Source organism: Streptomyces sp. NPDC058335 (assembly GCF_042723915.1).
In the GTDB taxonomy this organism is placed as follows: domain Bacteria; phylum Actinomycetota; class Actinomycetes; order Streptomycetales; family Streptomycetaceae; genus Streptomyces.
Genome location: NZ_JBHXHX010000014.1, coordinates 70,565 through 96,458, shown reverse-complemented (window position 1 = coordinate 96,458; position 25,894 = coordinate 70,565). Strand labels below are relative to the sequence as shown.

General features: G+C 73.3%; 20 protein-coding genes. 9 read left to right on the top strand and 11 right to left on the bottom strand.

What is annotated here, in order from left to right; all coding sequences use genetic code 11:
- Positions 1–128: 128 nt before the first annotated feature.
- From ACFWJX_RS26470 to ACFWJX_RS26460, 3 genes are read left to right on the top strand one after another with little or no spacing between them, the layout of a single operon-like run.
- Positions 129–1,598: an APC family permease gene (locus tag ACFWJX_RS26470; protein WP_383247944.1), complete on the top strand. Its 1,470-nt coding sequence runs from the start codon at positions 129–131 to the stop codon at positions 1,596–1,598.
- Between the two features lie 11 nt (positions 1,599–1,609).
- Positions 1,610–2,569: a hypothetical protein gene (locus ACFWJX_RS26465; protein ID WP_383247941.1), complete on the top strand. Its 960-nt coding sequence runs from the start codon at positions 1,610–1,612 to the stop codon at positions 2,567–2,569.
- A gap of 32 nt (positions 2,570–2,601) precedes the next feature.
- Entirely contained in the window at positions 2,602–3,330 is a 729-nt protein-coding gene (locus tag ACFWJX_RS26460; protein WP_383247938.1) for a Type 1 glutamine amidotransferase-like domain-containing protein, read from the top strand.
- Positions 3,331–3,339: 9 nt separating this feature from the next.
- On the opposite strand, the gene prcB is transcribed toward ACFWJX_RS26460, so the two are convergent.
- The 6 genes from prcB to ACFWJX_RS26430 all read right to left on the bottom strand — a co-directional run bounded on the left by prcB (position 3,340) and on the right by ACFWJX_RS26430 (position 10,357).
- The gene (gene prcB, locus ACFWJX_RS26455) at positions 3,340–4,194 is read right to left on the bottom strand and encodes a proteasome subunit beta (RefSeq protein ID WP_383247935.1); all 855 of its coding nucleotides are present in this window, start codon (positions 4,192–4,194) and stop codon (positions 3,340–3,342) included.
- A gap of 78 nt (positions 4,195–4,272) precedes the next feature.
- Positions 4,273–5,217, bottom strand: coding sequence for a lysylphosphatidylglycerol synthase domain-containing protein (locus ACFWJX_RS26450; RefSeq protein ID WP_383247932.1), 945 nt, complete (start codon positions 5,215–5,217; stop codon positions 4,273–4,275).
- Positions 5,214–6,710 (bottom strand): hypothetical protein, encoded by a 1,497-nt coding sequence (locus ACFWJX_RS26445; RefSeq protein ID WP_383247929.1) that lies wholly within the window; start codon positions 6,708–6,710, stop codon positions 5,214–5,216. The genes ACFWJX_RS26450 and ACFWJX_RS26445 overlap by 4 nt, the downstream gene beginning before the upstream one ends.
- A gap of 98 nt (positions 6,711–6,808) precedes the next feature.
- Positions 6,809–9,154 carry a glycoside hydrolase family 65 protein gene (locus ACFWJX_RS26440; protein WP_383247926.1) on the bottom strand — a complete coding sequence of 782 codons (2,346 nt, stop codon included), beginning with the start codon at positions 9,152–9,154 and terminating at the stop codon, positions 6,809–6,811.
- The gene (locus ACFWJX_RS26435) at positions 9,151–9,894 is read right to left on the bottom strand and encodes a beta-phosphoglucomutase family hydrolase (RefSeq protein WP_383247923.1); all 744 of its coding nucleotides are present in this window, start codon (positions 9,892–9,894) and stop codon (positions 9,151–9,153) included. The genes ACFWJX_RS26440 and ACFWJX_RS26435 overlap by 4 nt, the downstream gene beginning before the upstream one ends.
- A gap of 67 nt (positions 9,895–9,961) precedes the next feature.
- Positions 9,962–10,357, bottom strand: coding sequence for a nuclear transport factor 2 family protein (locus ACFWJX_RS26430; RefSeq protein ID WP_073496557.1), 396 nt, complete (start codon positions 10,355–10,357; stop codon positions 9,962–9,964).
- Between the two features lie 69 nt (positions 10,358–10,426).
- Here ACFWJX_RS26430 and ACFWJX_RS26425 point away from each other — a divergent pair, with 69 nt between their 5' ends.
- A complete protein-coding gene (locus ACFWJX_RS26425; RefSeq protein WP_383247919.1) occupies positions 10,427–11,062 on the top strand; it encodes a nucleoside/nucleotide kinase family protein in 636 nt (211 codons plus the stop codon).
- Between the two features lie 429 nt (positions 11,063–11,491).
- Here the strand turns inward: ACFWJX_RS26425 and ACFWJX_RS26420 are convergent, their stop codons facing one another.
- The 5 genes from ACFWJX_RS26420 to ACFWJX_RS26400 form a co-directional block, all read right to left on the bottom strand.
- Positions 11,492–13,318, bottom strand: coding sequence for a hypothetical protein (locus ACFWJX_RS26420; protein WP_383247916.1), 1,827 nt, complete (start codon positions 13,316–13,318; stop codon positions 11,492–11,494).
- Between the two features lie 6 nt (positions 13,319–13,324).
- Positions 13,325–14,203 (bottom strand): carbohydrate ABC transporter permease, encoded by an 879-nt coding sequence (locus ACFWJX_RS26415; protein ID WP_383247914.1) that lies wholly within the window; start codon positions 14,201–14,203, stop codon positions 13,325–13,327.
- Between the two features lie 33 nt (positions 14,204–14,236).
- Entirely contained in the window at positions 14,237–15,214 is a 978-nt protein-coding gene (locus tag ACFWJX_RS26410; protein WP_383247911.1) for a carbohydrate ABC transporter permease, read from the bottom strand.
- Between the two features lie 45 nt (positions 15,215–15,259).
- Positions 15,260–16,591, bottom strand: a complete 1,332-nt coding sequence (locus ACFWJX_RS26405; protein WP_383247908.1) for an ABC transporter substrate-binding protein — start codon at positions 16,589–16,591, stop codon at positions 15,260–15,262.
- Positions 16,592–16,861: 270 nt separating this feature from the next.
- The gene (locus ACFWJX_RS26400) at positions 16,862–17,995 is read right to left on the bottom strand and encodes an ROK family protein (protein WP_383247905.1); all 1,134 of its coding nucleotides are present in this window, start codon (positions 17,993–17,995) and stop codon (positions 16,862–16,864) included.
- 343 nt (positions 17,996–18,338) lie between these two features.
- Here ACFWJX_RS26400 and ACFWJX_RS26395 point away from each other — a divergent pair, with 343 nt between their 5' ends.
- The 5 genes from ACFWJX_RS26395 (at position 18,339) to ACFWJX_RS26375 (ending at position 25,890) form a co-directional block, all read left to right on the top strand.
- Positions 18,339–19,247 (top strand): BadF/BadG/BcrA/BcrD ATPase family protein, encoded by a 909-nt coding sequence (locus tag ACFWJX_RS26395; RefSeq protein WP_383247902.1) that lies wholly within the window; start codon positions 18,339–18,341, stop codon positions 19,245–19,247.
- Between the two features lie 461 nt (positions 19,248–19,708).
- Positions 19,709–21,604 carry a phosphatase PAP2 family protein gene (locus ACFWJX_RS26390; protein WP_383247899.1) on the top strand — a complete coding sequence of 632 codons (1,896 nt, stop codon included), beginning with the start codon at positions 19,709–19,711 and terminating at the stop codon, positions 21,602–21,604.
- Between the two features lie 174 nt (positions 21,605–21,778).
- Positions 21,779–22,702: a MurR/RpiR family transcriptional regulator gene (locus ACFWJX_RS26385; protein ID WP_383247896.1), complete on the top strand. Its 924-nt coding sequence runs from the start codon at positions 21,779–21,781 to the stop codon at positions 22,700–22,702.
- A 314-nt stretch (positions 22,703–23,016) separates the two neighbouring features.
- Entirely contained in the window at positions 23,017–23,397 is a 381-nt protein-coding gene (locus tag ACFWJX_RS26380) for a hypothetical protein (protein ID WP_383247893.1), read from the top strand.
- A 99-nt stretch (positions 23,398–23,496) separates the two neighbouring features.
- Complete coding sequence (locus tag ACFWJX_RS26375) at positions 23,497–25,890, top strand: SpoIIE family protein phosphatase (RefSeq protein ID WP_383247891.1); 2,394 nt, start codon at positions 23,497–23,499, stop codon at positions 25,888–25,890.
- The last annotated feature ends 4 nt before the right edge of the window (positions 25,891–25,894 follow it).

The following is a 25,894-nucleotide window of genomic DNA, read 5'->3' as shown; positions in this document are numbered from 1 at the left end:
CGCCCCCTCCCGCCCGCACCGCGAGGCCATCCCCCGCCGGTGCGCGGCGGTGCACCACCCCCCACCCCCTCTACGCCGCCGGGCCGTCCCCCGCCCCGTCGGTGTGCACGACGGAAAGCGGCACGACCATGAACAACAACGGCAGAGGGCTCCAGGCGAACGCCCTCGGCACGTTCGACACGGTGGTGATGGCGGTCGCGGGCAGCGCACCCGCGTACTCGATCGCCGCCACCACCGCGGTCCTGGCCGGAGCGGTGGGAGTGGCGGGTCCGGCGGCGCTGCTGTACTGCGCGATACCGATGCTGGGCATCGCGCTGGCGTTCCGCTATCTCGGCCGGATCGACGTCAACGCGGGGGCCAGCTACTCCTGGGTGGGGCGCACGCTCCACCCGTTCCTCGGCTTCGTCAGCGGCTGGGCGCTGGTGATGTCCGCGACGATCTTCATGGTGGCGGGTTCGCTGCCGGCCGGATCGATGACCCTCGCCCTGTTCGACGAGGGCCTGGCCGACAACACGGCGCTGTCCACCGTGGTGGGCGCCGCCTGGTTCCTGCTGATGCTGGGCGTGGTGCTGGGCGGCGCCCGGCTCACGGTGCGGGCACAGCTCGTCATGTCGGGGGTGGAGCTGGCGATCCTCGCGCTGTTCGCCGTCCTCGCGGTCTTCCACACCGAGCACGCCCGCGCCTTCGACTGGTCCTGGCTGGGTCTCGGCCAGTTCGACGGCGTGTCGGGGTTCGCGTCGGGCGCCCTCGTGGCCGCGTTCTACTACTGGGGCTGGGACGTGACCAGCAACCTCAGCGAGGAGACCCGCGACAGCCGGCGCACGGCGGGGCTCGCGGGCCTGATCGGGGTGGGCATCGTCTTCCTCCTCTTCGAGGTGTTCACCATCGCGGTGAACGTCATCCTCAGCGCGCGCCAGGTCGAGGAGAACGGCGCGAACGTGCTCGCGGTGCTCGGTGAGGAGGTGTGGCCCGGCTGGGGCGGCAAGCTGCTGGTCGTGGCCGTGCTGCTGTCCACCGTCGCCACCCTGGAGACCACCCTCATCCAGGTCACCCGCTCCCTGTTCGCGATGGGCCGCGACCGGACGATGCCGGCCGCGCTGGGCCGGGTGCACGGCACCTGGAACACGCCGTGGGTGGCGATCGCCGTGGTCGGCGCGGTGGCGCTGGGCATGTTCGTCGCCTCCAACGCGCTGGGTTCGGTGGGCGACATCCTGGCCGACGCGATCTCGGCGATCGGACTCCAGATCGCCGTCTACTACGGCCTGGCCGGGCTCGCGGTCGTCGTCGCCTACCGCAGGACGCTGCTGAAGTCGCCGGCCGCCTTCCTCTTCGGCGGGCTGTGGCCGCTGGGCGGCGCCCTGTTCATGTTCTGGATCTTCGTGGAGTCGCTGGGCGAGCTGAGCACGGCGGCGATCACGATCGGCCTCGGCGGGCTCGCGGTGGGCCTGGTGCCGATGCTCTGGTACTGGCGCAAGGGCAGTGACTACTACCGGCCGGCGCGGCTGGACGCCTCACGGACCGTCCGGGCCGACTACGTGCCGGGAGGCACCGTGCCCGCGCACTCCGCCGCCCATGAGGGTCTCCCCACCGACTTCTAGAGGGGGACCCCATGGCGCGAGACCGCTTCGCTCCCGACTTCGACCCCGACTGCGGGGACACGGCCCTCTCCTCCGCCCGGCAGGACATCGTCATCGGACGCTGGCAGGGCCTGCGGGAACTCCTCCGGGCCACCGGCCCCGACCGGACGGCCCGCGGGCACCGGGTGCGGTCGCTCGCACAGGCCTGCGCGGGCAGTTCGACGGTGGAGACCTGGCTGGCGGCCGAGCCGCACAGCGCGGACGCCCTGGTGCTGCGCGCGGCCACCGAGACCACCCGCGCGTTCAACGTGGCCATCGCGGCGGGCCGGGGCGTGCCGATCGGCCAGCACCGGGTGGACGCCGCGGTGCTGGCCTGCCTCGCCGCGGCCGAGGCCCACCCGGACGATCCGACGCCCTGGATCTCGCTGATCTCGGTGGCGCGGCTGTACCCGTCGGGCGTACGACGGCAGGAACTGGCCCGCTGGTGGGACGAGTTGCACCGGCGCGACCCGCACAGCATGGAGGGCCACCTCCAGGTGCTGCACTACTACTCGGCGCGCTGGCACGGCACGCACGGCCTGATGTACGACTTCGCGCGGGACGCGGCGGGGGCGGCCCCGGCGGGCTGCCCGCTGCCGGTGCTGGTGCAGTACGCGCGCGTGGAGGAGTACCGGCACGCCCTCGACACGGCGGGCGGCAGCGCCACGTCGGTGAGTCTGGGCCGGCACTGGAACCACGACGGCGCCCTCGGTGACGTCCGCCGCACCTGGGAACGCTGGATCATGGGCCGCGCCGGTTCCGAGGTGGCCCCCGGCGAGCTGCGCGACGTCAACTACCTGACGCACGCGGCCTGTCTGGCGGGCGCGGAGGAGGTGGCGGCCCCGCTGCTGCGGATGCTGGGCCGCCGCTTCACCCGCACCCCGTGGTCGTACACCGGGGATCCGGTGCAGCAGATCGTGCGCCGGCGTGCGCAGTGGGGGCCGCGCGCCTGAGCAACTCCCTGGCCTGCGAGCCACCATGGGCCATGCCCCTTTCCGACCCAGACGTTTGCGACCTGCCCGGCGGCCCACGCCGTATCGCCCTCCTCGGGGGCGGTTTCTCCACCGACGCCGACGGAGTGCTCGACGCGTGGGTGCTCGGGCACGCCCGCGCCGCGCGACCGAAGGTCTGCTTCGTGCCGACGGCGAGCGGCGACGCCGAGGGATACGTCGACCGGTTCCTGACGGCGTTCGGCGCGCTCGACTGCGAGCCGTCCGTCCTGCGTCTGTTCCGCCGCGAAGCGGGCGACGCCTCACTGCGCGCGTTCCTCCTGGAGCAGGACGTCGTCTATGTGGGTGGGGGCAACACGGCGAACCTGCTGGCGGTGTGGCGCACACACGGGGTGGACCGGCTGCTCACCGAGGCGTACGGCCGTGGCACCCTGCTCTGCGGTATCAGCGCAGGCGCCAACTGCTGGGCCGAGGGCTCCCACAGCGACTCCTTCGGACCGCCGGCCCACCTCCCCGACGGCCTGGGCCTGCTGCCCGGTTCGGTCTGCCCGCACTACGACAGCGAGCCGGCCCGCCGCCCCTCCTACCGCCGGGCGGTCGCCTCGGGCGCCCTGCCCGGCGGCTGGGCCCTGGACGACGGCGTAGGCGCCCTGTTCACCGACGGCACACTGACGGAGACGATCGGCCGGACGGCGGCCGCCCGTGTGCACCGGGTGGAAGCGGACGGCCTGGGCGGCACCTCCGAGGTGCCCGTCACGACGTGAGAGACCAGGTCAGGGGGTCGTGCGGGGGCCGTCCGGCAGGCTCCGCCGCTGCTCGACCATCTCGTGGCTCAGCGCCGCCGTCTCCGACTCGGGGAGGCGCCCGAACCCGTCCTCGGTGATGACCGACACGATGGGGAAGATCCGGCGGTTGAGGTCCGGGCCGCCGGTCGCGGAGTCGTCGTCCGCCGCGTCGTACAGCGCCTGAAGGGCGGCCAGCGCGGCCTCGCGCCGGTCCATGCCCGGCCGGAACAGCTTCTTCAACGCTCCACCGGCGTACGGCGATCCGGAGCCCTCCGCATGGAAGTGCCGCTTCTCGTACAGGCCGCCGACGACGTCGTAGCTGAAGATGCGGCCCCTGCGGCCCTCGGGCGCCGAAGCGTCGTACCCCGTGAGGAGCGGGACCACGGCGAGGCCCTGCATGGCCTGACCCAGGTTCCCGCGGATCATGCCGGCCAGGCGGCGCGCCTTCGCGTCGAGGCTCATCGCGGTGCCCTCGATCTTCTCGAAGTGCGCCAGCTCGACCTGGTAGAGCTTCACCAGGTCGAGCGCGAGTCCGACGGTGCCGGCGAAGGCGACGGCCGTGTGGTCGTCGGCCGGGTGCACCTTCTCCAGGTCGCGCTGGGCGATCACGTTGCCCATGGTGGCCCGGCGGTCACCGGCGATCAGGACGCCGTCGCGGAAGGTGAGCGCCAGCACGGTGGTGCCGTGCGGGACCTGGCCGGGCGCGGCGCGTACGCCGTCGGGGAGGACGCTGCGGGTGCTGAGCAGTTCGGGGCGGTGGGCCGCCAGGAATTCCGTGAAGGACGCGGTGCCGGGAGTGAAGAACTCCGCCCCCAGCCGTCCGCCGTCGCCGTTCCACGTCATGGCACTCCCCCTCGTCCGCCGGGCTGCCCCCGTCCGAGTCCTACCAGGTGCGGGCGCGCGGGAAACGCCCGAGGGCGATCAGAGGGTCCTGCGCCGCACCAGGATGCCGAGCACCAGCAGGCCTGGCAGGAGCGGCAGCCACAGCGTCAGAAGGCGGTAGCCGAGCACGGCGGAGGCGGCCCCCTCGGCCGGTGCCCCGGCCGTGACCAGGGCGAGTCCGAGGGCCGCGTCGAGGGAGCCGATGCCGCCCGGTGTGGGCAGCAGGGCGGCGGCACCGCTCGCGGCGAGATAGAGCAGCGCCACCTCCGGCGCGGGCAACGGCAGGGCCACGGCCCGGGTGACGGCGATGAGCGCGCAGGCGTGCAGCGCGGCGAACGCCAGCGAGCCGCCCCACAGGGCCGCGGCCCGTCGCGGAAGGGCGTGCACGGCCTTGACGTCGGCCCATACGGCCGTGAGCGCGCTCCGGCAGCGCGCGTGGTGCCGGAGGGCCGCCAGCAGGGCCGCGCCGACGGCCACGGCCGCGACGGCGGCCCAGCCGCCCCAGCCCGACGGGAGCCGCAGCAGGCCCGGACAGGCCGCGGCGAGCACGGCGAGGAGGGCGGCGCGCGTCACCGCGCCGGCCGTGGCCTTGACGGCGACGGCGGTCGCCGCGCGTCCCGCGGTCAGTCCGCGGCGCATCAGGAAGCGCACGTTGACGGCGCCCGCGCCGAGCCCGGCCGGCAGCAGGTGGTTGGCGGCGGACGCGGCGAACTGCACGGCCACCAGCGGCCCCGGCGGCAGCCGTGGGACGACGGAGCCCTGCTGGGCGACGGCCGCGCACAGCCAGGTCCCGGACGCCGCCACCGCCCCGGCGAACAGCCAGCGCCGGTCGGCCCCGGCGAGCCGCACGGCTCCGGTGTGCAGGACGGGCCAGTGCCGGTGGGCGAGCCACACGGCGGCGACCAGGACGGCGAGGCTGAGCGCGGTCCGCCAGTAGGTGCCGCTGCCGCGGCCGGCCCCGACGGTGACCCGCTCGGCCGTCATCGCGTCCCGTCCCCGGGCGGTGACGGCGCGAGGTGCAGGTCGAATCCGGCGGACGGATGGGTCCGCCAGCCGCGGGCGTACGGCGGCGGCGGGGCGCCCGGCAGGGAGAGGGCGGCGGTCGGGACGCGGCCGGCGGTGCGCCGGATGCCCGCCTCGGTGATGTTGGCGTTGTGGCCGCGCGGGTTGGCCGAGGAGCAGCCGGCGTAGTAGCCGACGGGGATGGCCTCCGTACCGGTGAGCAGACAGGGCGGGCGTACGCCGAGCCGGTGCAGGTCGGCGGCGGTGCGGGTCCAGTCGCGGCGGTCGGCGGCGGTGCGGTCCACGGTGCGGTCCAGGACGACGTACTGCACCGCCAGATGTCCGGCGAGGCCGAGCGCGACCACCGCGGCGGCGGCCGCGCGCAGGCGGCCGCGCGGCGCGGTGACCAGGTGGCACAGCGCGTCGGCGACCGGGAGGGCGAGCAGCGCGTAGACGGGCAGCAGGAAGCGCGGGGCCGCGTAGCCGATCAGGAGGAGGTACGGCACGGCGGCCGTCGCGGCGCAGGCCAGGGGCACCAGCGTGGGCGTGGTGCGGCGGGCCCTGGCCGCCACCGCGAGGCCCGCGACGGCCAGCAGCGGCAGCGCGAACCACCAGGCCGTGATCACCGGGTGGGGCATCTCGGCGGTGCAGGGGCGGCACAGGGTCCGGCCCACCAGGCTGCGCAGCTGGTCGTCGAAGGCCAGGTTCCAGCCGAGGCCGCCCTGGATGCGGGAGGCCTCGGAGAGCCGTTCGCCGAGGCCTCCGTGGCTGAGGTACGCCTCGATGATCCACTGGCCGCCGCCGGTCGCGAGGCCCGCCAGGAGGGCGAGGGCCAGGCGGACGTTGCGGGCCGGGACCAGCAGGACGAGGAGGGGCAGGGTGATCCAGACGGCGTCGGTGGGGCGCATCCAGGCCATGAGGGCGGAGCCCGCCGCGACACCCCACAGGGCGGCCCGGTCGGCCCGGTCGGCGCGGACCCGCAGGAAGCAGCCGACGCAGACCAGGGCACCGAGCGCGACCCAGTAATTGGGCATGGCCGCCGGGCCGTAGAACAGCGTCACCCACAGGGACGCGAAGAGGGCGCCCGCGGCGGCCAGGACGCGGGGCGGGAAGAAGGTGCGCCACACCCGCAGGGCCAGGTAGAGGCCGAGGCCGGACAGGACGGCCAGGTAGACGCGCAGCAGTTCGGTCGACGTCGACCAGGAGGTGACCGGCGCGACGAGCAGGGAGACACCGCGGGCACGCGGCGCGCTGAAGAAGGCGGGCGGGGCCTGGGCGGAGATCTGGCTGACGTACACCGTCTCGTCCCAGCCGAGGCCCAGGCCCGGCCCGACCAGGACGAGTTGTGCCACGGTGAAGGCGGCGGCGACGGCCGCGAGCAGCCAGGAGCCGTGCGCCCGCCAGGACGCGCCTGGCACGGTCGTCGGCGCGCCACTCCGCGCGCCGACGAGCGTGGCGTTCATACCGTCGGCCATGGTCCACCCCTTGCCCCGTAAGCGGAAAAACATGGCCAAACTAACGCGTGCGGGCCGGGCACGCAGGGTGATATACGGCCAGCTGCGTGAGCGGGCGGTCAGCGGACGTGGGGGTGCCGGTGCCTCGGCTGCTCCGGCTCGGGGCGCGCGGGTGCGGCCGGGACGGGCCGCACCGCGGGTCCGTCGCCGTTGAGGTGGACCGGCGTCCCGTGGTGACCGATCGTCAGCGGCGGCCCGGACAGCAGGGTGTACGTGGCCTTGTCGGGGCCGACCTCCACATGCAGACGGCGGCCGTGGAACTGGAGGGAGAAGGCGAGGCGGCTGAAGGCCTCCGGCAGGCGGGGCGAGAAGTACAGGGTCTGGTCGCCGTCCCGGCGCAGCCCGCCGAACCCGGCGACCAGCGCCATCCAGGTACCGGCCAGCGAGGCGATGTGCAGTCCGTCGCGGGTGTTCTGCTCCAGGTCGGCCAGGTCCATCAGGGCGGCCTCGGCCGTATAGGCGTAGGCCAGCCGCAGATGACCCGCCTGGGCGGCGACGACGGCCTGGCAGCACGCCGAGAGGGAGGAGTCGCGGACGGTGAGCGGCTCGTAGTAGGCGAAGTTGCGGGCGACCTGCTCCTCGTCGAAGAAGTCGCCGCAGGTGTACATGGCCAGCACCAGGTCGGCCTGTTTGACGACCTGTTTGCGGTAGAGGTCGAAGTAGGGGAAGTGCAGCAGCAGGGGGTACTGGTCGGGGCGGGTGCCGTCGAAGTCCCAGCGCTGGTAGCGGGTGAAGCCGGCGTGCTGTTCGTGCACGCCCAGTTCCTCGTTGTACGGGATGTGCACGGCCGCGGCGGCGTCCCGCCAGGCCGCGGACTCCTCCTCGTCGACGCCGAGCCGGGCGGCCTCCTCGGGGTGCCGCTCGACCGCCTCGGCGGCGGACAGCAGGTTCGCCCGCGCCATCAGGTTGGTGTACGTGTTGTCGTCGGCGACCGCGCTGTACTCGTCGGGGCCGGTGACACCGTCGATGTGGAAGACGCCGTGCGCGTCGTGGTGGCCGAGGGAGCGCCACAGGCGGGCGGTCTCCACCAGCAGTTCGACGCCCGCGTCCCGCTCGAAGTCGGTGTCGCCGGTCGCCGCGACGTAGCGGACGACGGCGTCGGCGATGTCCGCGTTGACGTGGAAGGCGGCGGTGCCGGCCGGCCAGTACGCCGATCCTTCCGAGCCCTCGATGGTGCGCCAGGGGAACGCGGCGCCGCTCAGTCCGAGCTGGGCGGCGCGCTCGCGGGCGGCGTCCAGGGTGCCCTGCCGCCAGCGCAGGGCCTCGGCGACGGCGCCGGGCGCCGTGTAGGTGAGGACGGGCAGGACGAAGGTCTCGGTGTCCCAGAAGGCGTGGCCGTCGTAGCCCGAGCCGGTGAGGCCCTTGGCGGGGATGGCGCGCCGCTCGGCGCGGGCGCCGGCCTGGAGGACGTGGAACAGGGCGAAGCGGACCGCCTGCTGGATCTCCTCGTCGCCGTCGACCTCCACGTCCGCGCCGGCCCAGAAGTCGTCGAGGTAGGCCTGCTGGTCGTCGAGGAGGCCCTGCCAGCCGCTGTGTCCGGCCGCCGCCAGGGCCGCTTCCACCTGGTCGCTCATCGCCGGCCGGGAGCGGGCGCCGGACCAGCCGTGCGCGACCAGCTTCTCCACCCGGAGCGTCTCGCCGGGCTCCAGCACGGAGGTGACGGTGAGACGGGCCACGTCCACATTGCTCTCGCTGCCGGTGGTGGTGCGCTCGGGGCCGGTGACGGTGTGGTCGGCGGCTACGGCGACGCGCAGTCCGCTGCGCCGGGTGCGGTGCACGAGCCGCAGCCGCTGTCCGACGGCGACGTCCTCCTCCGGTTCCAGCGGCGACTTCAGCGCGCGTGCGGCGCGCGGGTCGGCGTCGGGGCCGGGCAGGCTCTCGTTGGCCACGAGTTCGGACTGGATGACGACGCGGGAGCGGCTGCCGACGGCCTCCACCTCGTAGGCGATGGCGGCGATGGCGCGCTGGGTGAGGGAGACCAGCCGGGTGGAGCGCACCCGGACCGTCGAGCCGGCCGGCGAGGTCCATTCGCAGGTGCGTTCCAGAACACCGCGGCGCAGGTCCAGGACGCGTTCGTGGGAGACGAGCCGGCCGTAGCGCAGGTCGAACGGCTCGTCGTCGACCAGCAGCCGCAGGATCTTGCCGTTGGTGACGTTGATGACGGTCTGGCCGGACTCCGGATAGCCGTACCCCGCTTCCGCGTAGGGCAGGGGGTGCAGTTCGTGGACGCCGTTGAGGTAGGTGCCGGGCAGGCCGTGGGGTTCGCCCTCGTCGAGGTTGCCGCGCCAGCCGATGTGCCCGTTGGACAGGGCGAACACCGACTCGCTCTGGGCGAGGACGTCGAGGTTGAGGCGCGTCTCGCGCACGCACCAGGGCTCGACGGCGTAGGACCGGTCGGTGATCACTCGTGTTCCCCCAGTTCGGCCAGGTCTTCGACGACGACGTCCGCGCCGTGGGCGTACAGGGCGTCGCTCTGCCCCACCCGGTCAACGCCCACGACGTACCCGAAGTGCCCGGCGCGGCCCGCGTCCATGCCGGCCAGCGCGTCCTCGAAGACGGCGGCCCGGTCCGGTGCGACGCCGAGGTCGCGGGCGGCGGCGAGGAAGGTGTCGGGGTGCGGCTTGCCGGGCAGACCGCGCTCGGCGGCCACCACGCCGTCGACGCGCACCTCGAACAGATCTTCGGCACCGATCGAACGCAGCACGTCACGGGTGTTGGCGCTGGAGGAGACGACCGCCGTGCGCAGACCCCGCGCGCGGACGGCCCGCAGATAGGTCAGGGTGCTGTCGTAGGCCTCGACGCCGTCGGTGCGGATCTTCGCCAGCAGCAGTTCGTTCTTGCGGTTGCCGAGCCCGTGGACCGTCGCCGCGTCCGGCGGATCGTCGGGCCCGCCCTCGGGCAGGTGGATGCCCCGCGAGGCGAGGAAGGTGCGGACGCCGTCGGCGCGCGGGCGGCCGTCGACGTACTCGTCGTAGTCGTGGGAGGAGTCGAACGGCCGGTACTCCGCGCCGTCGCGTTCGCGCAGGAAGGCGTCGAACATCTCCTTCCAGGCGGCCGCGTGCACCACGGCCGTCCGGGTGACGACCCCGTCGAGGTCGAAGAGGCAGGCCTGGATGGTGTCCGGGAGACCGAGCGTCGTCGTCATACTGGATCCGTTCCCCGTCCGCGGGATCCCCACCGGGTGGCGCGCGCCACATGGCCGCGGCGTGCCGTCAGTCGTGCGGGAACGAGTGGTGCTCGTGGGTGATCAGCCAGCGGCCGCGCCGCTTGCGCAGGCCGAACGTCAGCCGCAGCCGCAGGGTGGGCCGCTCGGCAAGTTCCTCGGGCGTGCCGCAGCGCAGCAGGGCGTGCGCGAAGGCGACCTCCGGGCCGGAGGCGACGTCGAGGACGTCGATCTCGAACAGTGCGCCCTGCGCCTGCCACGCGAAGAACGGCGGCCAGAGCGCCCGGTAGGCGGCGAGGCCGCGGAGGCCCTCGTGGGGCGGGGTCACGTGGTACAGGTGCAGGTCCTCGGCGTGGTCGGCGAGGACGGCCTCCAGGTCGCCGCGGTGCACCGCGTCGGCCCAGCGCGTGATCAGCGCGCGGATCCGCCTCTCGTCCTCCGACACGTCCTGGTCCTCCTCCGCTCACCGTCCGGTCCCCTCCGGGTTCCCTTCAAGACTGCGACACTCTGCTGTGTGCCGACCTACGACGATCTGCTGCCCCGCGCGCGTTCCCTCGCCCGGAGGGGGCGCCGCGCGATCCTCGGCATCGCCGGTGCGCCCGGCGCGGGCAAGACGACCCTCGCGGAGCACCTGGTGCGGGAGCTGAACGGCACCGGGGCGCCCTGGGTGGCGCATGTGCCGATGGACGGCTTCCACCTCGCCGACGCCGAACTCGACCGGCTGGGCCGCCGGGACCGCAAGGGCGCGCCCGACACCTTCGACGCGGCCGGGTACGCGGCCCTGCTGCGCCGGCTGCGACAGGAGGCCGACGGCGACGACATCGTGTACGCGCCCGGCTTCGAGCGGGATCTGGAACAGCCCCTCGCGGGCGCCGTCCCGGTACCGCCGGCCGCCCGCCTCGTGGTGACGGAGGGCAACTATCTGCTGCTGGGCACGGGTGCGTGGGCACGCGTGCGGTCCGAGCTGGACGAGGTGTGGTTCTGCGAGGTGGACGAGGACGAACGCCTCCGCCGGCTCGTCGCCCGGCACGAGGAGTTCGGCAAGGCGCGCGCGCAGGCGGTGGCCTGGGTCCGGGGCACGGACCAGCGCAATGCCGACCTGGTGGCGGCGACGCGGGACCGCGCGGATCTGGTGGTGCGGGGCCCGTAGGGTGGCGGGATGGGCTTGGACATCACCGTACTGGCGCTGGACCGGCGGGAGTTGGAGCGGACTCCGAGGGCCGAGCGGCAGGATCTGCGGTACGAGGCGGCCTGCCCCGAGGACCTGCCGTGGGACGCCACCGGAGGTGGGCCGGATGACCCCCGCGTCGCCGCGGGCGTCCTGGAGCGGGCGGTACGAGTTCCCCGACGCCCTCGGCTGCACCCGACCTCGTCGCGGCCGGAGTCCTCGACCCCGGCGGAAAGACGTACCTCCCGCCGGAGGACGAGGACTACAGGACCGGTTACCGCCGCGGCCTGGGCGTCCTGGAGCGGCGGTTCGGGCTGTGCCTCCCGCGGAGGTACCTGGGCGAGTCGCGGCTGCCGGCCTACGCGGTGCGCGGCACGCCGCGGATGACGCTCGGCGGTGACCCGCGCGCGTTCAGGCCGCGCGCAGGGTCAACTCCGGTTCCCCGTGGGCGTCGTCGTCCCCGAGTACGGCCGTGAAGGCGGCCGTGCGGATCACGAGGTCGCTCCCGTCCCGGGTGACGGACACGGTCAGCGGGTCCGGCGAGCCGTACCGCACCGCGAAGACATGCAGGTCCTCGGGGGCGTCCGGGACGGGCCCCGCCTCCAGGGCGGTCGAACTGACCAGGTGGCGCCAGCCCCCGTCGGGGTCGCCGTACCCGCGCGGGTCGGCGGCGAGGGCGAACGCGGCCTGTTCCTGGGTGACTTCGGCTCGGGCGTCGAAGTGCTCCGCGCCCTCGGCCGCCGGATGGGTCAGGCGGAGGGTGCCGGCCGAGACGGCCTCGCCGCGTGCCGTACGCCGCACCCGGTCGCCGTCGTCCTCGGCGTACGGCATGCCTGCCAGCAGGTACGGCGTGCCGGCGAGGCGTTCGACGGCCACCGTCGTCCACAGCCGGGTGCCGTCGGTGACGTACAGGGAGCGGACGGAGCGCAGGACGTGGTCGCGGCCGACGACGGGCTTGGTGACCAGCTTGGCCGTCAGGCCGCCGGTGCGGAGGTCGCGGACGCGGACCTCGCCCATGGGGCGGCAGAGGAGGAAGCCGTCGGTGACCGGGCCGAAGCCGTGCTGCCGGCTGACGGCGGCGGGCAGATAGTAGGTGCCGCACGCCTCGATCACCGAGGGGGTCATCCGGTCGTCGAAGGCCACCGAGACGGTGCCGGCGCGCAGTTGGTGGCGGGCCGGGCGCCCGGCGGGCTCGCGGTGCCAGCGGGTGGTGTCCTGGATCTGCCAGACCAGCATCCACGCGAAGTGGCCGTCGACGCCGCCGTCGGCCTTCACCGCGTGCCGGCCCCAGCGGCTGTCGCCCCGGTAGCGGCCGAGGTCGGAGCCGATCCGGTGGCCGAAGTAGCGCAGGCCGAGGACCGACTCGAAGCCGGAGTGCTGCTCGCTGTAGCGGGGGCCGCCGTTGTCGAAGCCGCCGTTGGTCAGCCGGGCGTCGATGTACCGGGCGAGCACGTCGCCGTCCCGGGCGAAGACCTCCTCACCGCTGACCCGGTGGGCCTGGGCGAGGAAGGACAGGGAGATCGGGCCGTAGTTGTTGTCGTAGGCGCCGCCGTGCTCGGGGGGCAGGAGGGCGCCGCGGTCGCGCACGCGGTGGGCGCGGATCTCCTCCTCGTACAGGCTCATGGCCCGTGCGCGCACGGACTCGCCGTCCGGCCCGTGGAGTTGGCGGGCCAGCATCAGGCCGCCGACGACGCAGCCGATGGCCTGGTTGCCGGCCTCCTGCGGGTTGAAGAAGGTCGCCTCGGTCAGCCAGCGCCAGTAGCCGTGGGCGACCTGGAGCATCTCGTGGCGGAGTTCGTCGTCGAGCAGGTTCGTCGCGGTCTCGGTCACGTTGACGATCTGGAGCAGCGCCCAGACCGTGCTCGGCCAGTCCCCGATCGGGTGCGCGCCCGGCGCGAGGGTGTAACGCGCGTACGGCAGACCGGAGTCGCGGACGCGCAGGTTCGGGTAGCCCGGGTTGTCCTCGCGGTAGACGCGCTCGCGCAGATGGAAGTCCACGCTGCGGCGTACGGCCTCCGGCAGGCGCGGGTCCCCGGAGCGCTCCCAGGCCAGGGCCAGCAGGGAGGTGATGCCGAGGGAGGTGTCGCCGATGTCGTCGACGCAGTCGGGGTGTTCGAGGCTGCCCTCGGGCGTCAGCCGGGCCAGGGCCTGTTCGGTGACGTCGGCGAGCACGGCGTCGTAGGCCTCCGGGGTGTCCGCGAGGTCGTGCAGCGGGCCGCGCTGGTGCGGGAGGTACACGTCTGCTCAGCCCTTCATGCCGGAGGTCGCCAGGCCCTCGACCAGCCTCTTCTGGAAGATGAGGAAGCAGATGAGGGTCGGCAGGAGGGCGAGGGTCGACATGGCGAACATGGGGCCGTAGGACGAGCCGCTGGTCTGGTCCAGGAACAGGGTCAGGCCGAGGGGAACGGTGAACTTGTCGTTCTGCTGGAGGTAGACGAGCTGGTGCAGGAAGTCGTCGTACGTCCAGATGAAGGTGAAGATGGTGGTGGTGATCAGGGCCGGCTTCATCAGCGGCAGGATGATCTTCCAGTAGATCTGCCAGGGGTTGGCGCCGTCCATCATGGCCGCGTGGTCCAGCTCGCGCGGGATGGAGCGGATGAACTGGACCATCAGGAAGATGAAGAAGGCGTCCACCGCGAGGAACTTCGGCACGATCAGCGGGAGGTAGGTGTTGATCCAGGTCAGGTTGTAGAAGATCGTGTACTGCGGGATGAGGACGGCCTGGGTGGGCAGCATCAGCGTGCCGAGCATCAGGCCGAACCAGATCTTCTTGCCGCGGAACTCGAAGCGCGCGAAGGCGTAGGCGGCCAGCGAGCAGGAGATGACGTTGCCGATCACCGCGCCGATCGTGACGATCAGCGAGTTGGTGATGTAGAGGGAGAAGGAGTTGCCGGAGCCGCTCCAGCCCTCGGAGTAGTTCTCCGGGCGCAGTTCGCTCGGGATGAGTCCGGGGTGGGTGAAGATCTCGGTGTCGGGCTTGAGCGAGCTGCTCAGCATCCACAGCAGCGGATACAGCATGACGACCGCCACGCCGATCAGCACGGTGTGGATGAAGATGCGGCGGGGGCCGGTGGCCGAGCGGAGCTTCTGCAACGGCGACGGGTTGGGGGTGATGGCGGACATGGTGGGAAGGACTCCTCGCTCGGATGTCAGGCGTCAGTCGTCGTAGTGGACCCAGTAACGGCTGGCGATGAAGTTGACCGCCGTGAAGCCTGCGATGACCAGGAACAGCACCCAGGCCATGGCCGAGGCGTATCCCATCTGGAGGTCGGTGAAGCCCTTCTTGTACAGGTAGAGGGAGTACAGCATCGTCGAGTTGAGCGGTCCGCCGGTGCCGTTGCTGATGACGAAGGCGGGGGTGAACGTCTTGAACGCGTCGATGATCTGGAGGACGACGTTGAAGAAGACGATGGGGGTCAGCAGCGGCAGGGTGATCTTGAAGAAGCGGGTGGCCGGGCCGGCGCCGTCGATCGCCGCCGCCTCGTACACGTCCCTGGGCAGCTGCTTCAGGCCGGCGAGGAAGATGACCATCGGGGTGCCGAACTGCCAGACGGCCAGCAGGATCAGCGTGTAGATCGCCGTGTCGGGGCTGGAGATCCAGTCCTGGCCCTTGATGCCGAACCAGCTGAGGAAGTCGTTGAACAGACCGTCGCCGCCGAAGACCTGGCGCCACACGATGGCGACGGCCACCGCGCCGCCGAGCAGCGAGGGAAGGTAGAAGGCGGCCCGGTAGAGGCCGATGCCCTTGAGGTCCCGGTTGAGCAGCATCGCCACGCCGAGCGCGAGCGCGAGCTTCAGCGGCACGGACACGGCGACGTACAGGAGCGTCGCGTGCACCGTGTCCCAGAAGACCGGGTCCTCGGCGAACATGTGCTCGTAGTTCTTCGTGCCGACCCACTCCGGGGGCGTGAGCAGGTCGAAGTTGGTGAAGGACAGGTACAGCGAATCGAGCATCGGATAGATCGTCAGGCCGAACAGGCCGACGAACCAGGGGGCCAGGAAGACGTACGGCCACCAGCCTCCGCCCCGCTTTCTGGCGAGGCGGCGCCGCATACGATCGCGCTCCCGCTGGTCGGACGGGGACGCCGGAGCCGGCGCCTCCTTCACGACCTCGTCGGTCTTCGCGGTGGTCATACTCATCTCCCTGGCCTCTCCCGGTGTTTCCACGTGCGCCGCGCGTTACGCGGACAGAATTCCTGCCGCCTGGTCGAAGAACGCGCTGAGCTGCGCCTTGATGGACTTCTTGCCGAAGGCCACGGCCAGGTTGGACTGGAACAGCAGGTCCCAGACCTGGTCGGCGCCCTGCGGCGGGGGTACCGGGTTGGGCAGCGCGTTCGTCGCCTTCCCCACGCGCTGGGAGATGTAGTCGGCGTTCGCCATGTTCAGCTTGTCCGTCTCGGACAGGCCGGCCGAGATCAGGTTGCGGGCCTTGTCCGTCGGCGGGATGCCGCGCAGCAGCTGGAAGTCCTTGATCGCACTGTCGTTCTGCGCGATGAACGAGATGATCTTGACGGAGTCGGCGATCCTCTTGCTCTTCTTCGTCGCGCTCAGCAGCACTCCGCCGTTGACGAAGTTGCCCTCGCGGGCCCCCGACCAGTCGCCCTGCGGGGTGGGCAGGAAGTCCAGCTGCGCGTCGGTGATCGAGCCGCCCGCGCCGTAGACGCCGGAGTCGAAGGTGAACAGCGACTTGCCGATGACGACCGCGTTCTTGGTGAGGTCGTTGTGCGCGGCGGAGGTGATGGCCGGCGGCGGGGCGGCGTTCAGCTTGCGCATCTCGGCCCAGTACTCCCACCACTCCTGGAGGGTGTCTGCGGTGAAGCCGACCTTCTTGCCGTCCTCGGAGAAGAAGGTCTGGCCCTTCTCCCGGGCGAAGATCTCGAAGCACTGGAGGGTACCGCCGCCGCCGTCGTCGACGCCGTAGGTCTTGCCGCCGCTCTTCTTGTAGACCTCCTGGGCGATCGACTTGAGGTCGGCCCAGGTCCACTCGCGGTCGGGCAGTTTCAGGCCGAGGGCCTCCAGGCCGCTGCGGTTGACGGTGAGCTGGTTGACGCCGATGCCGGACGGGACGCCGTACAGCTTGCCGTCGACGGTGCCGTTCGCCAGGAGCGTCTTGGCGAAGCCGGTGAGGTCGAGGCTCTTGCCGACGTACTCGTCGAGCGGGGCCAGGACCCCCTTGCGGGCGTACTGGGCGACGAGCGCGGTGTCCATCTGCATGAGGTCGGGCGCGCTGCCGCCGGCGACGTTGGTGTTGAACTTGTCGAAGTACCCGTCGTACCCGGAGTAGGTCTGCTGGATCTCGATCTTCGGGTTGTCCTTCTGGAACGTCGCAAGCGCTTTCTTGTAGGCCGCGTGACGCTCGTCGCTGCCCCACCAGGTCATGGTCAGCTTGCTGCTGGTGCTGCCGGCCCCGGTACCGCCGGAGCAGGCCGCGAGCGAGCTGCCGAGCGCGCCGGCTACGGCGAGACCGCTCGCGGTGCGGAAGAGGGTTCTGCGCGAGATGTGGTGACCCACCGGGTCCTCCCTGAGGTGCGTGACGGAATTCCCGGCCGGTCGATGCGGCACGGGGATGCTGTTCTGGATGGCGCCTTCCGGTGGAGCGGCCTCGCCCGGCCGCGCCATCCTGACGGGTACGGATCCCCGGCCGCCATGGCCGTCGTCACACGAGCACGCCCTCGTGCGGCTGCCGTACCTCGGGTACGGGCGGGACGCCTGCCCCAAGTCGACGTCCCGGCCGACTTAGAAAGCGCTTGTCCGGACATTGGCAGACCGAGTCCGAGGCCGTCAATCCTTCGCCCGCGCCGCCTCGGTCACGGTTTGGACTCCCCGGGCCACCGCGAGCCGGGCCGCGCCGACGACGGTGCCCAGGTCACCGACGGTGCTGCTGACCACCTCGGTGGGCCAGCTCAGCCGCTCCACCTCGGCCCGCACACCGGGCAGCAGCCGCGGATCGGCGCCGGTGCTGCCGCCCAGCACGACCAGCCCCGGATCCAGTACGGCGATCACGGCGGCGGCGAGCCGGCCCACGTCCACGGCATGACGCTCCAGGACGGCACGGGCCGGGGCGCTGCCCTTCCCTGCCAGGGCGAGCAGCCGGTCCGTGGTGCGCGGGCACGGCCCGTCGGCCTTCTGCCAGACCTCGGCGGCGCGGCGCAGCAGGGAACGGGCGCCCATGTAGTCCTCCAGGGCCTCGTGCCGGGGCTCGCGGCCGTCGGCCCAGGGGTAGGGCAGCCGGGCCAGCTCTCCGGCCGCGCCGTTCGCCCCGCGCAGCACCCGCCCGCCGACGACGATGCCGAGGCCGATGCCCACGCCGATCCGCAGATAGCCGAAGGTGTTCCGGCCCCGCGCCGCGCCCTGGTGCAGCTCGGCCAGCGCGGCGCAGTTCACGTTGTTCTCCAGGTGGACCGGCACGCCGGGCGGCAGCGCGACGGCCACGGCGTCGAACACGGGACCGGCCTTCGCGGTCGCCGGGCGCACGCCGGGGCCCCGCTCCCCCGGCGCGGTGACGTCACCCACGGCGACGACGATGGTCCGCAGCGGGGCATCGTCCGGCAGCGCGTCGAGCGCCTCCCGTACGACGTCGGCGGCCCCCGCCCGCGAGCCGGTGGCCTCGGCGAGCAGCGTGCCGTCCAGGGCGCAGCCGTGCACCCGGGTGAGGGCGGGGCCGAGATCGACGGCGAGTACGGTCCCGGCGGCGGGACCGAGACGGTACACGGCCGCCGACCGGCCCGTCCCGCCGGAGGAGGTGCCGGAGTGGGCCGCGAGGCGGACGCCCTCCAGCTCCGCGACGGCGGAGGACACCGTCGGTTTGGACAGGCCCGCCATGGTCGCGAGCTGTGGCCGGGTGGCGCTGCCCGCCTCGGCCAGCACGGCGAACACCGCCCCCGCGCTCTCGGTCAGGCGGGGGGCTCTTGCCACGACGTCTTCCACGGTTCCCCCACTCAGGTCACGGGCCGCACTCACGCGGCGACCGGCTCCGCCGATCAGCTCTGCGGAATACGGCGACGGAAGGGCCGGCGTCAAGCGTTTCCCGCACGTTCCCGGCCCGGCCGAAACGCGCTCGGGGCCGAGTGCGCGACGACTCTTGACGCACTGTACTTCGTTAGTTAACTTCCTAACGAACACCACGGTACTCGCCTGCCGTGCTCCGTCAGAGGCCCGTCCCGGGGCTTCGTTCACCTCCTCCCCCTCCTGTTTCCCCTGGTCCCCAGGACACGGTTCGCCCGCCGTCGCAGCCCAGCGCAACGACGAAAGAGGATCCGTGCAGGACTCTCCTCCCACGTGCCCCCTGCTGGTCGGCATCGACGTGGGCGGCACCAAGACGCACCTCCGCGCGCTCGCGGGGGGCGATCTCATCGCCGACCACGTCCGTGCCAGCGGCGGCTGGCGGCCGCACGACCCCGCTGCCGCCGCCGGCTGGCTGGCCGCCCTGGTGCGTGACGCACTGCCCACCGGCGCTCGCCCCGCCGCCCTCGCCGTCGGCGCGCACGCCTGCGAGACCCCGCGCCAGGGCGCCGCGATCGGCTCCGCCGTCACCGCCCTCCTCGACGTGCCCGCCCGGATCGTGGGCGACGCCGAACTCCTCGTCCCCGCCGCGGGCCTCGACAAGGGCGTCGGCCTGGTCGCCGGCACCGGCTCGGTGGCCGTGGGCCGGCTGCCCGACGGCTCTCCCGTCCAGGTGGGCGGCTGGGGTGCGGTCCTCGGCGACGAGGGCGGCGCAGCCGGTCTGGTCCGGGAGGCGGCCCGCGCGGTATGGGCCGCGCACGACCGTGGGGAGCGGCCCGACCGCCTCGCGCTCGGGCTGCTCGACTCGCTGGAAGTGCCCGAGGTGCCGGCGCTCGGCGCGGCCCTGGAAGGCGCCGCGGACCTGTCCGCCGAGTGGGGCCGGCACGCCCCCGCCGTCTTCGCGGCCGCCGCCGACGGCTCCGCGCTCGCCGGGACCGTGATCACCGGGGCGGGCGAGGCGCTCGCCGCACTCGTCGCCCGGCTCGCCGCCCGCGGGGTCCCCGTGGACGACGTCGTGGTCGCGGGCGGCACGGTGCTCGCCCAGCCCGCGCTGTACGAGGCGTTCACCACGGCACTCGCGCGGGCCCTGCCGGGGGCACGGGCCAGGGCGCTGCGCGTCCCGCCGGTGCAGGGCGCGATCGCCCTGGCGCGGGGGCTGGTGTGAGGGGGCGCCCACCGGGGCCGGTGCCTGGTCGGCAGCCGGGGGACGGTGGCGCGGGCGGGGCGGTGACGTGGCGTCCGCGCACGCACCGGGGCGCCGCGAACACCGGTGGCCGGGAGCCGCCGACAGCCCGACGGCCGGAAACCGGCGTCCGCCCACCCGCCGCCGACGACACGGGCGCGGCCACCGCCGGCTGGCGACGGTCACCACCGCATCCCGCGCCCTGCCGGCGGCACGGGCGCGCCCGCCCCGTCCCGAGCCACGGCACCCCGTTCACCCGCAGGACACGCCCCGGTCGCCGGACCCTCGCCGGTGGGACACGACACGGCCGTAGATCTTCGCACGTACGCACCATTCGGCTCACGGATCGTCAAAACCGTTCAGAGTCGCACTCGATCGCACGACCTCGCCGACCGCCGACCGCACCAGCCGCACAAGCCGCCCAACTCGAGAGAGGCACCTCCATGCCGTCAACCGCCGTGAACCGAAGAGGCTTCCTGAAGGCGTCCCTGGGCGGCTCCGCCGCGCTGGTCGCCGCGCCCACGCTGGTCTCCTGGCTGGCCGCCGCCGACGCGAAGGCCGCCACGGCTCCGCTCGCGTTCGTCGACGACTACAAGACCAACGTCATGGCGAACCTCACGCCCGAGAGCAACGCCGTGGTGCGCGCCCTCGGCGGCATGGCGGAGGTCTGGAAGACCGGCGCGGCCTGGAACACCGGCACCGCGCTGCGGCCCGACATACTGCGCGCCAACATGCGTTACTGCGCCCGCGTCACCACCGCGCGCACGGAGGCGCAGGCCAGGGAGGCGTTCGTCCACGACCGCCAGCACCAGAGCTACGCGATGATCGGCGCCCTGGGCCCGCTCGCCGACCTCTACCGCGCGGGAGCCAAGGCGGTCACCTCGATCACCACCGCCCCCGACACCACTCCCCCGACCACGATCAGCGACGCCGTTCCGGCCGACGCCCCGGCCGGTTCCGCGCTCGGCGCCGGGTCGTACACCTCGGACCTCGGACAGGTCGCCAAGCTGGTCGACACCGTGCGCGGCCCGTTCGCGTCCGGCAACCCCGGCAAGTACGCGTTCCAGTACCCGCGCCCGTGGCGCATGAACGAGAACAGCGAGGTCGTCGACACCGGTCGCACGGACGCCCTCGGCTACCCGGTCTACGACTCGGAGGTGGTCGTCGTCACCCAGTTGCTGCGCCAGCGCAGCACCTCCCCCGTCGACGACGGCGGTTTCCCCAGCGGGCACACCAACGCCTTCCACCTGGCGGCCCTGGCGTTCGCGCACGCGGTGCCCGAGCGGTTCCAGGAGCTGGTGACGCGCGCCTTCGAGCTGAGCCACACCCGGATCGTGTCCGGCATGCACTCCACCGTCGACGTCATGGGCGGGCGCATCATGGCCACCGCGCTCGCCGCGGCCGCGCTGGCCGACCCGGCCAACGCCGAGCTGAAGAAGGCGGCGCGGGCACAGGCCCTGGCGTACTTCACGGAGCGGACCGGCACCACGGCCGACACCCTGTACGCCCACGCGCACTCCGACGCCGGCGACCGCTACGCCGACCGTCGGGCCAACTACCGTTCCGTCGAGCCCCGGCTGACCTATGTGCTCACCCGCGAGGGCCGCGACGAGCCACTCACCGTGCCCAAGGGCGCCGAGGTGCTGCTGGAGACGCGGCTGCCGTACCTGAGCGCGGCCCAGCGCCGCGAGGTGCTGCGCACGACCGCGCTGCCCGCCGGGTACGTCCTGCTGGACGGCTTCGAGCAGTGGGGCCGCCTCGACCTGTTCAGGGCGGCCGACGGCTACGGCTCCTTCGCCTCGGACGTGACGGTCACGCTGGACGGGTCCGCCGGCGGCTTCCAGGCGGCCGACGCCTGGCGCAACGACATCGGCGGCCGGGGCGGACTGACGAAGAAGGGCACCGGCACCCTCGCCCTGACCGGCCACAACCGCTACACCGGCGGGACCGTCGTGGCGGACGGCGTCCTGGTGTCGGCGTCGGCGCACGCGCTGGGCCACGGTGACGTGCGGGTGCTGGGCGGGACCGTCCGCGTCGACGAACCGGTCCAGGTGCACGGCCTGTTCGCCCAGGAGTCGGGCACGCTGGAGCCGACCCTGCGCGCGGGCCGGCACAAGGCGGTCCTGACCGTGACGCGCCGGGTGGTGCTGGGCGCGGACAGCGTGCTGTCGCTGCGCCTGGACGAGGAGCGCCCGCCGGCCATGGGCAGTACCGTCCGCGTGATCGACGCTCCGGCGCTGCGCGGCCGCTTCGACCGGGTGGAGCTGAACTCCGACCGCCTGCGGGCCGTGCCCGTGTACACGGCGGACGGTCTGTCGGTGCGCCTCGTGCGGCGATGACGTCGTGACGGGCGGGAACTATCCACCGGCGGGCGCGCGCCCGCCGGTGGATCGCTCCCCCGCGTACCCCTGTCCCCGCCCTCCCACCAGGCGCATACCGGCCTTCTCGCGCACCCGGTCGGGCACGGTCCGTGAGCTATGTTGAGCTTCGTGGGAGAACACGGAGGAGGACCGGTGCCATCGCCTCAGCAGGCACGCGCACAGGCGACCACGATCACCTCGGGCAAGACCGATCCGGAGGCGGAGGTGTCCGCGACCTCCCGGCTCAGGGCGCTTTTCGACGGGCCCCATCTGTCCCCGGGGCAGCGGCGCATCGCCCAGTACCTGATCGAGCACATCACCGAGGCGGCGTTCCTGTCGATCACCGACCTCGCCGACCGGGTCGGGGTCAGCCAGCCCTCGGTGACCCGGTTCGCGGCGGCGGTCGGGTTCAGCGGTTATCCGGCGCTGCGGGAGAGGCTCCAGTCGATCGCGCTCGGCACGCTCGCGGGCGGCCCGGCGGCGGCCGAGGAGAACCGGAGCAACGAACTCCAGGCGGCGGTCGACGCGGAGATCGAGAACCTGGAGAACCTGCGCCGCGACTTCGCCGACCCCGACCAGGTCATCGATGTCGGCCGGCTGCTGTCGGCCTCCACCCCGCTGACCGTCCTGGGCCTGCGCATCTCGGCCTCGCTGGCGGAGTACTTCGCCTACGCGGCCCGCCGTATCCACCCGGACGTACGGCTGGTGACGCGGGGCGGCAGCGTCGCCTACGACGCTCTCCTGCAGTCCCGTGAGGCGGGCGGGACGTGGGTGCTGGCGTTCTCGATGCCCCGGCACGCACAGGAGACGCTGACCGCGGTGCGGGTCGCGCGCGGTGCGGGCCTCAAGGTCGCGCTGGTCACCGACCTGGCGCTGGGGACCGTGGCGGACGAGGCCGACGTCACCTTCGCCACCGGGACCGGCTCCCGGCTGGTCTTCGACTCCTACGCCGCCCCCGGCGTGGTGGCCGCGGCCCTGCTCCAGGCCATGACGGACGCGGGGCCCGAACGCACCCAGGCGCGGCTCGAGGAGTACGAGCAGATCGCCGAGCAGCACCAGTTCTTCCTGCGTGAATGACCCGCCGCCGGCCGCCGGTTCCTCCGCACCCCCGTCCCTGGAAAACGCACAGGGATCATTGCGAACAAATCGCGCATGAATGTTTTCATACGCCTTGCAAAGAAGACGGCATATATAAATACTGCTCACGGTCGCACCCGCCCGCCAAGGGCACCAGAACGGGCACCCGAAGCCGCCGTCCCCTACCCGCGTCGGCGCCGAGGGTGCTCGGGGCCTCGCCGGAGCGAGCGCCCGTGGCGGCCCCGGTCATCCCCTGGACCGGGGCCGCCCAGAACCGTCGGACCACCCGTCACGACGACACACACCCGGAAGCGATGATCATGCCCCTGACGACGACGCGCATCAGCCCGGACTGGCCGTGCCAGGTCAAGACCCCCGGCAGCTACGACTGGGAGCGCTCCGCTGCCAAGTGGCTGCGCGAGCTGGTGCCCGCGCGCTACGCGAGCTACCCCGCGCTGCTGCGCCACCCGGTGCTGCTCGCCCGCCATGCGCAGATCCAGGTCCAGCACGAGATCCGGGTGGCCCGCACCGCTCTGCAGACCGCCCGCGCCGACCTGCCGCGCCTCGGCCTGCCCGAGTCCGTCATCGAGCACACGATCAAGATGTACGCCGCCGAGGTGCTGCAGCTCCAGCACATCGCCCGCAGCGTCCGCACGGTCACCGAGGCGCTCGTGGAGAGCGGCCCCGGGCGCTGAACCTCACCCTCCGCTCCACCTCCGCTCCGCCATCGTCGCTGGCGGGAGCGATGACGCAAGACCGTGCTGGGACCACGGCCGGTGTGCCATGCTCAAGGCGTGACGAGCGAAGCCGCCCAGCCCCCGGAGGCCGGTGCCGTACCCGATCTGGCCGCCCTGACCAAGGTCGTCGCCCGCCAGCGAGCCGAACTCGACCGGCTCCAGGACGCGGCAGCCGCGTCGGTGGTCCTGGAGCGCGCCAAGGGCGCCGTGATGGCCCGCACCGGCTGCCCCCCGGACGCCGCCCACGAGGAGCTCCAGCGGCGGGCCGAGGAGGGACGGCGGACGCTCCTCGAGGAGTGCTGGATCACCCTCGGGAGCCTCGGCTCGCAGGACCGTGCCGTCGCGCAGCCGTCCCCGGCCGACGAGGTCACCGACGGCCCGCCGCGGTCCGCCCCGTTCCCGGCGGAGCCCGACGGCGAGGCGCTCGCCCGGTTCGGCCGGGCGCTGGTCCGGGTCGGCGGACCGCAGGACCTCGCCCGCTGCCTGCTCGACCACCTCCCGCCGGACACCGGGGCCGACGCCGTCCTGATCTTCGCGCGGCTGCCCGCCGGCGGACTCGAACTCGTCGGGCACGCGGGCGTCGACGACCTGCTCGTCCAGCAGTGGAGCCGGGTGCCGCCGCTGACCGGGATCGCCGCCCTCGACGCCCTCGACGCCGGTGAGGCACGCTGGCTGGAGGACATCAGCGCGGACCGGCGGCACTACCTGCTGATCGGGAACCCCGCCGAACAGTGGCCGACCCGCGCCTGGTTGCCGGTGGCCACGGGGAAGTCGGCCGACTTCGCCGTCGGCGTACTCCGGCGCCGCGGGGGACCGTTCACCCCCGAGGTCCGTGGACGCCTGCTGGCTGCGGCCCGGTTGTGCGCGGGCCCGCTGCGCATGTTCGGCATCCGGCAGGACACCGCGGTCGGCACGGCGACGGAGGCGGTACGGACGGTGTTCGAACGGCTGCCGGGAGCCGCGGTCCTCCTCACCCCGCTGCGCGACCCGTCCGGGGACGTCGAGGACTTCCGCATCGACGCCGCCACCGCGGACACCTCCGACGCCGTCGGCCGCAGCGGCCGCCAACTGCTCGGTCTGCGCTTCCTCGAGTGCTGGCCGGTGCCGGCCGACGAACCGCTGTGGCAGGGCTGCCTGGACACCCTGGTCTCCGGACGGCCCTACGAGAGCGAGCCCTTCGCCCGGCAGCACGTCGTGGCCGGGGTCGGCGAGCTGTCCACCTACTCGGCGCGGGTGGCACGGCTGGGCGACGGACTGGTCGTCAACTGGAGCCGGCACGATCCCTCGGACCGGCAGGAGCAGCGCCTCGCGGACGTGCAGCGGCTGGGCAACCTCGGCTGGGCCAACTGGCACCTGGTCAGCGGCGAGGTGAACTGGTCCTCCCAGGTCTTCGCCATCTTCGACCGCGATCCAGCGCAGGGCGCCGTGCCGCTGGAGCGGCTGCCGGGCCTGGCACTGCCCGAGGACATGCCCGCGCTGGCCCGCGCCGTCACCGAGCTGATGCGGAAGGGCCGGCCGTGCGACGTGCCGTTCCGGGTCGTCGCACGCGACGGGATCAGGCATCTGCGGGCGGTCGCCGAGGCCGTGCCGGACGACCGGGGCACCCCCGTCGAGGTGCACGGCTTCGTCCAGGACGTGACCGCGCAGCGCAGTGCCGAACTCGCTCTGGTCGCCAGCGAACGGGCCGTCCTCACCCAGCACGGGGTGCTCCAGGCCGAGCGCACGGTCGCGGCCAGGCTCCAGGACGCGCTGCTCCCCCTGCCGAAGCAGCCCGTGCGGCTGGCGGGACTGCGGGTCGACATCGCCTACCTGCCCGCCCAGTCGGGGCTCAACGTCGGCGGCGACTGGTTCAGCGCCATCGAACTGCCCGACGGCGACGCCCTGTTCGTGGTGGGCGACGTGGCCGGGCACGGCATCGACGCCGTCGCAGCGATGGCCCTGCTGCGGTTCACCGCCAAGGGCATGGTCATCACCGGCTCCTCACTGACCGGCGCGCTCGGCCGGCTCAACGCCCTGCTGCTGCACTCCCGCGATCCGCACGGCACGGCGACCATGGTCCTGGCCCGCTACACCCCCCGCGAACGCCGGCTGGTGTGGGCGCAGGCGGGCCATCCGCCGCCCCTGCTGCTGCGCGACGGGAAGGCCCGCTACCTCGACCGGCCCTTCGGGATGCTGCTCGGCGCGGGCGACAGCGCGCGCTACGAGGAGGCGGAGTGCCGCCTCGCGCCCGGTGACCGGCTGGTGCTGTACACCGACGGCCTGGTCGAGCAACCCTCGGAGAGCATCGACCGCGGTCTGGAGCGGCTCGCCCGCGCCGCCGCGGTACCGGGCGCGGGCGGGGCGGCCCCGCTGGACCGGCTGCTCGGCACTCTGCTGGAGCCGGAGCGGCGGGACGACGTGTGCGTGCTGGACATCCGGGTGCCCGCGGAGGGCGAGGAAGCCGCGCGGTAGACGG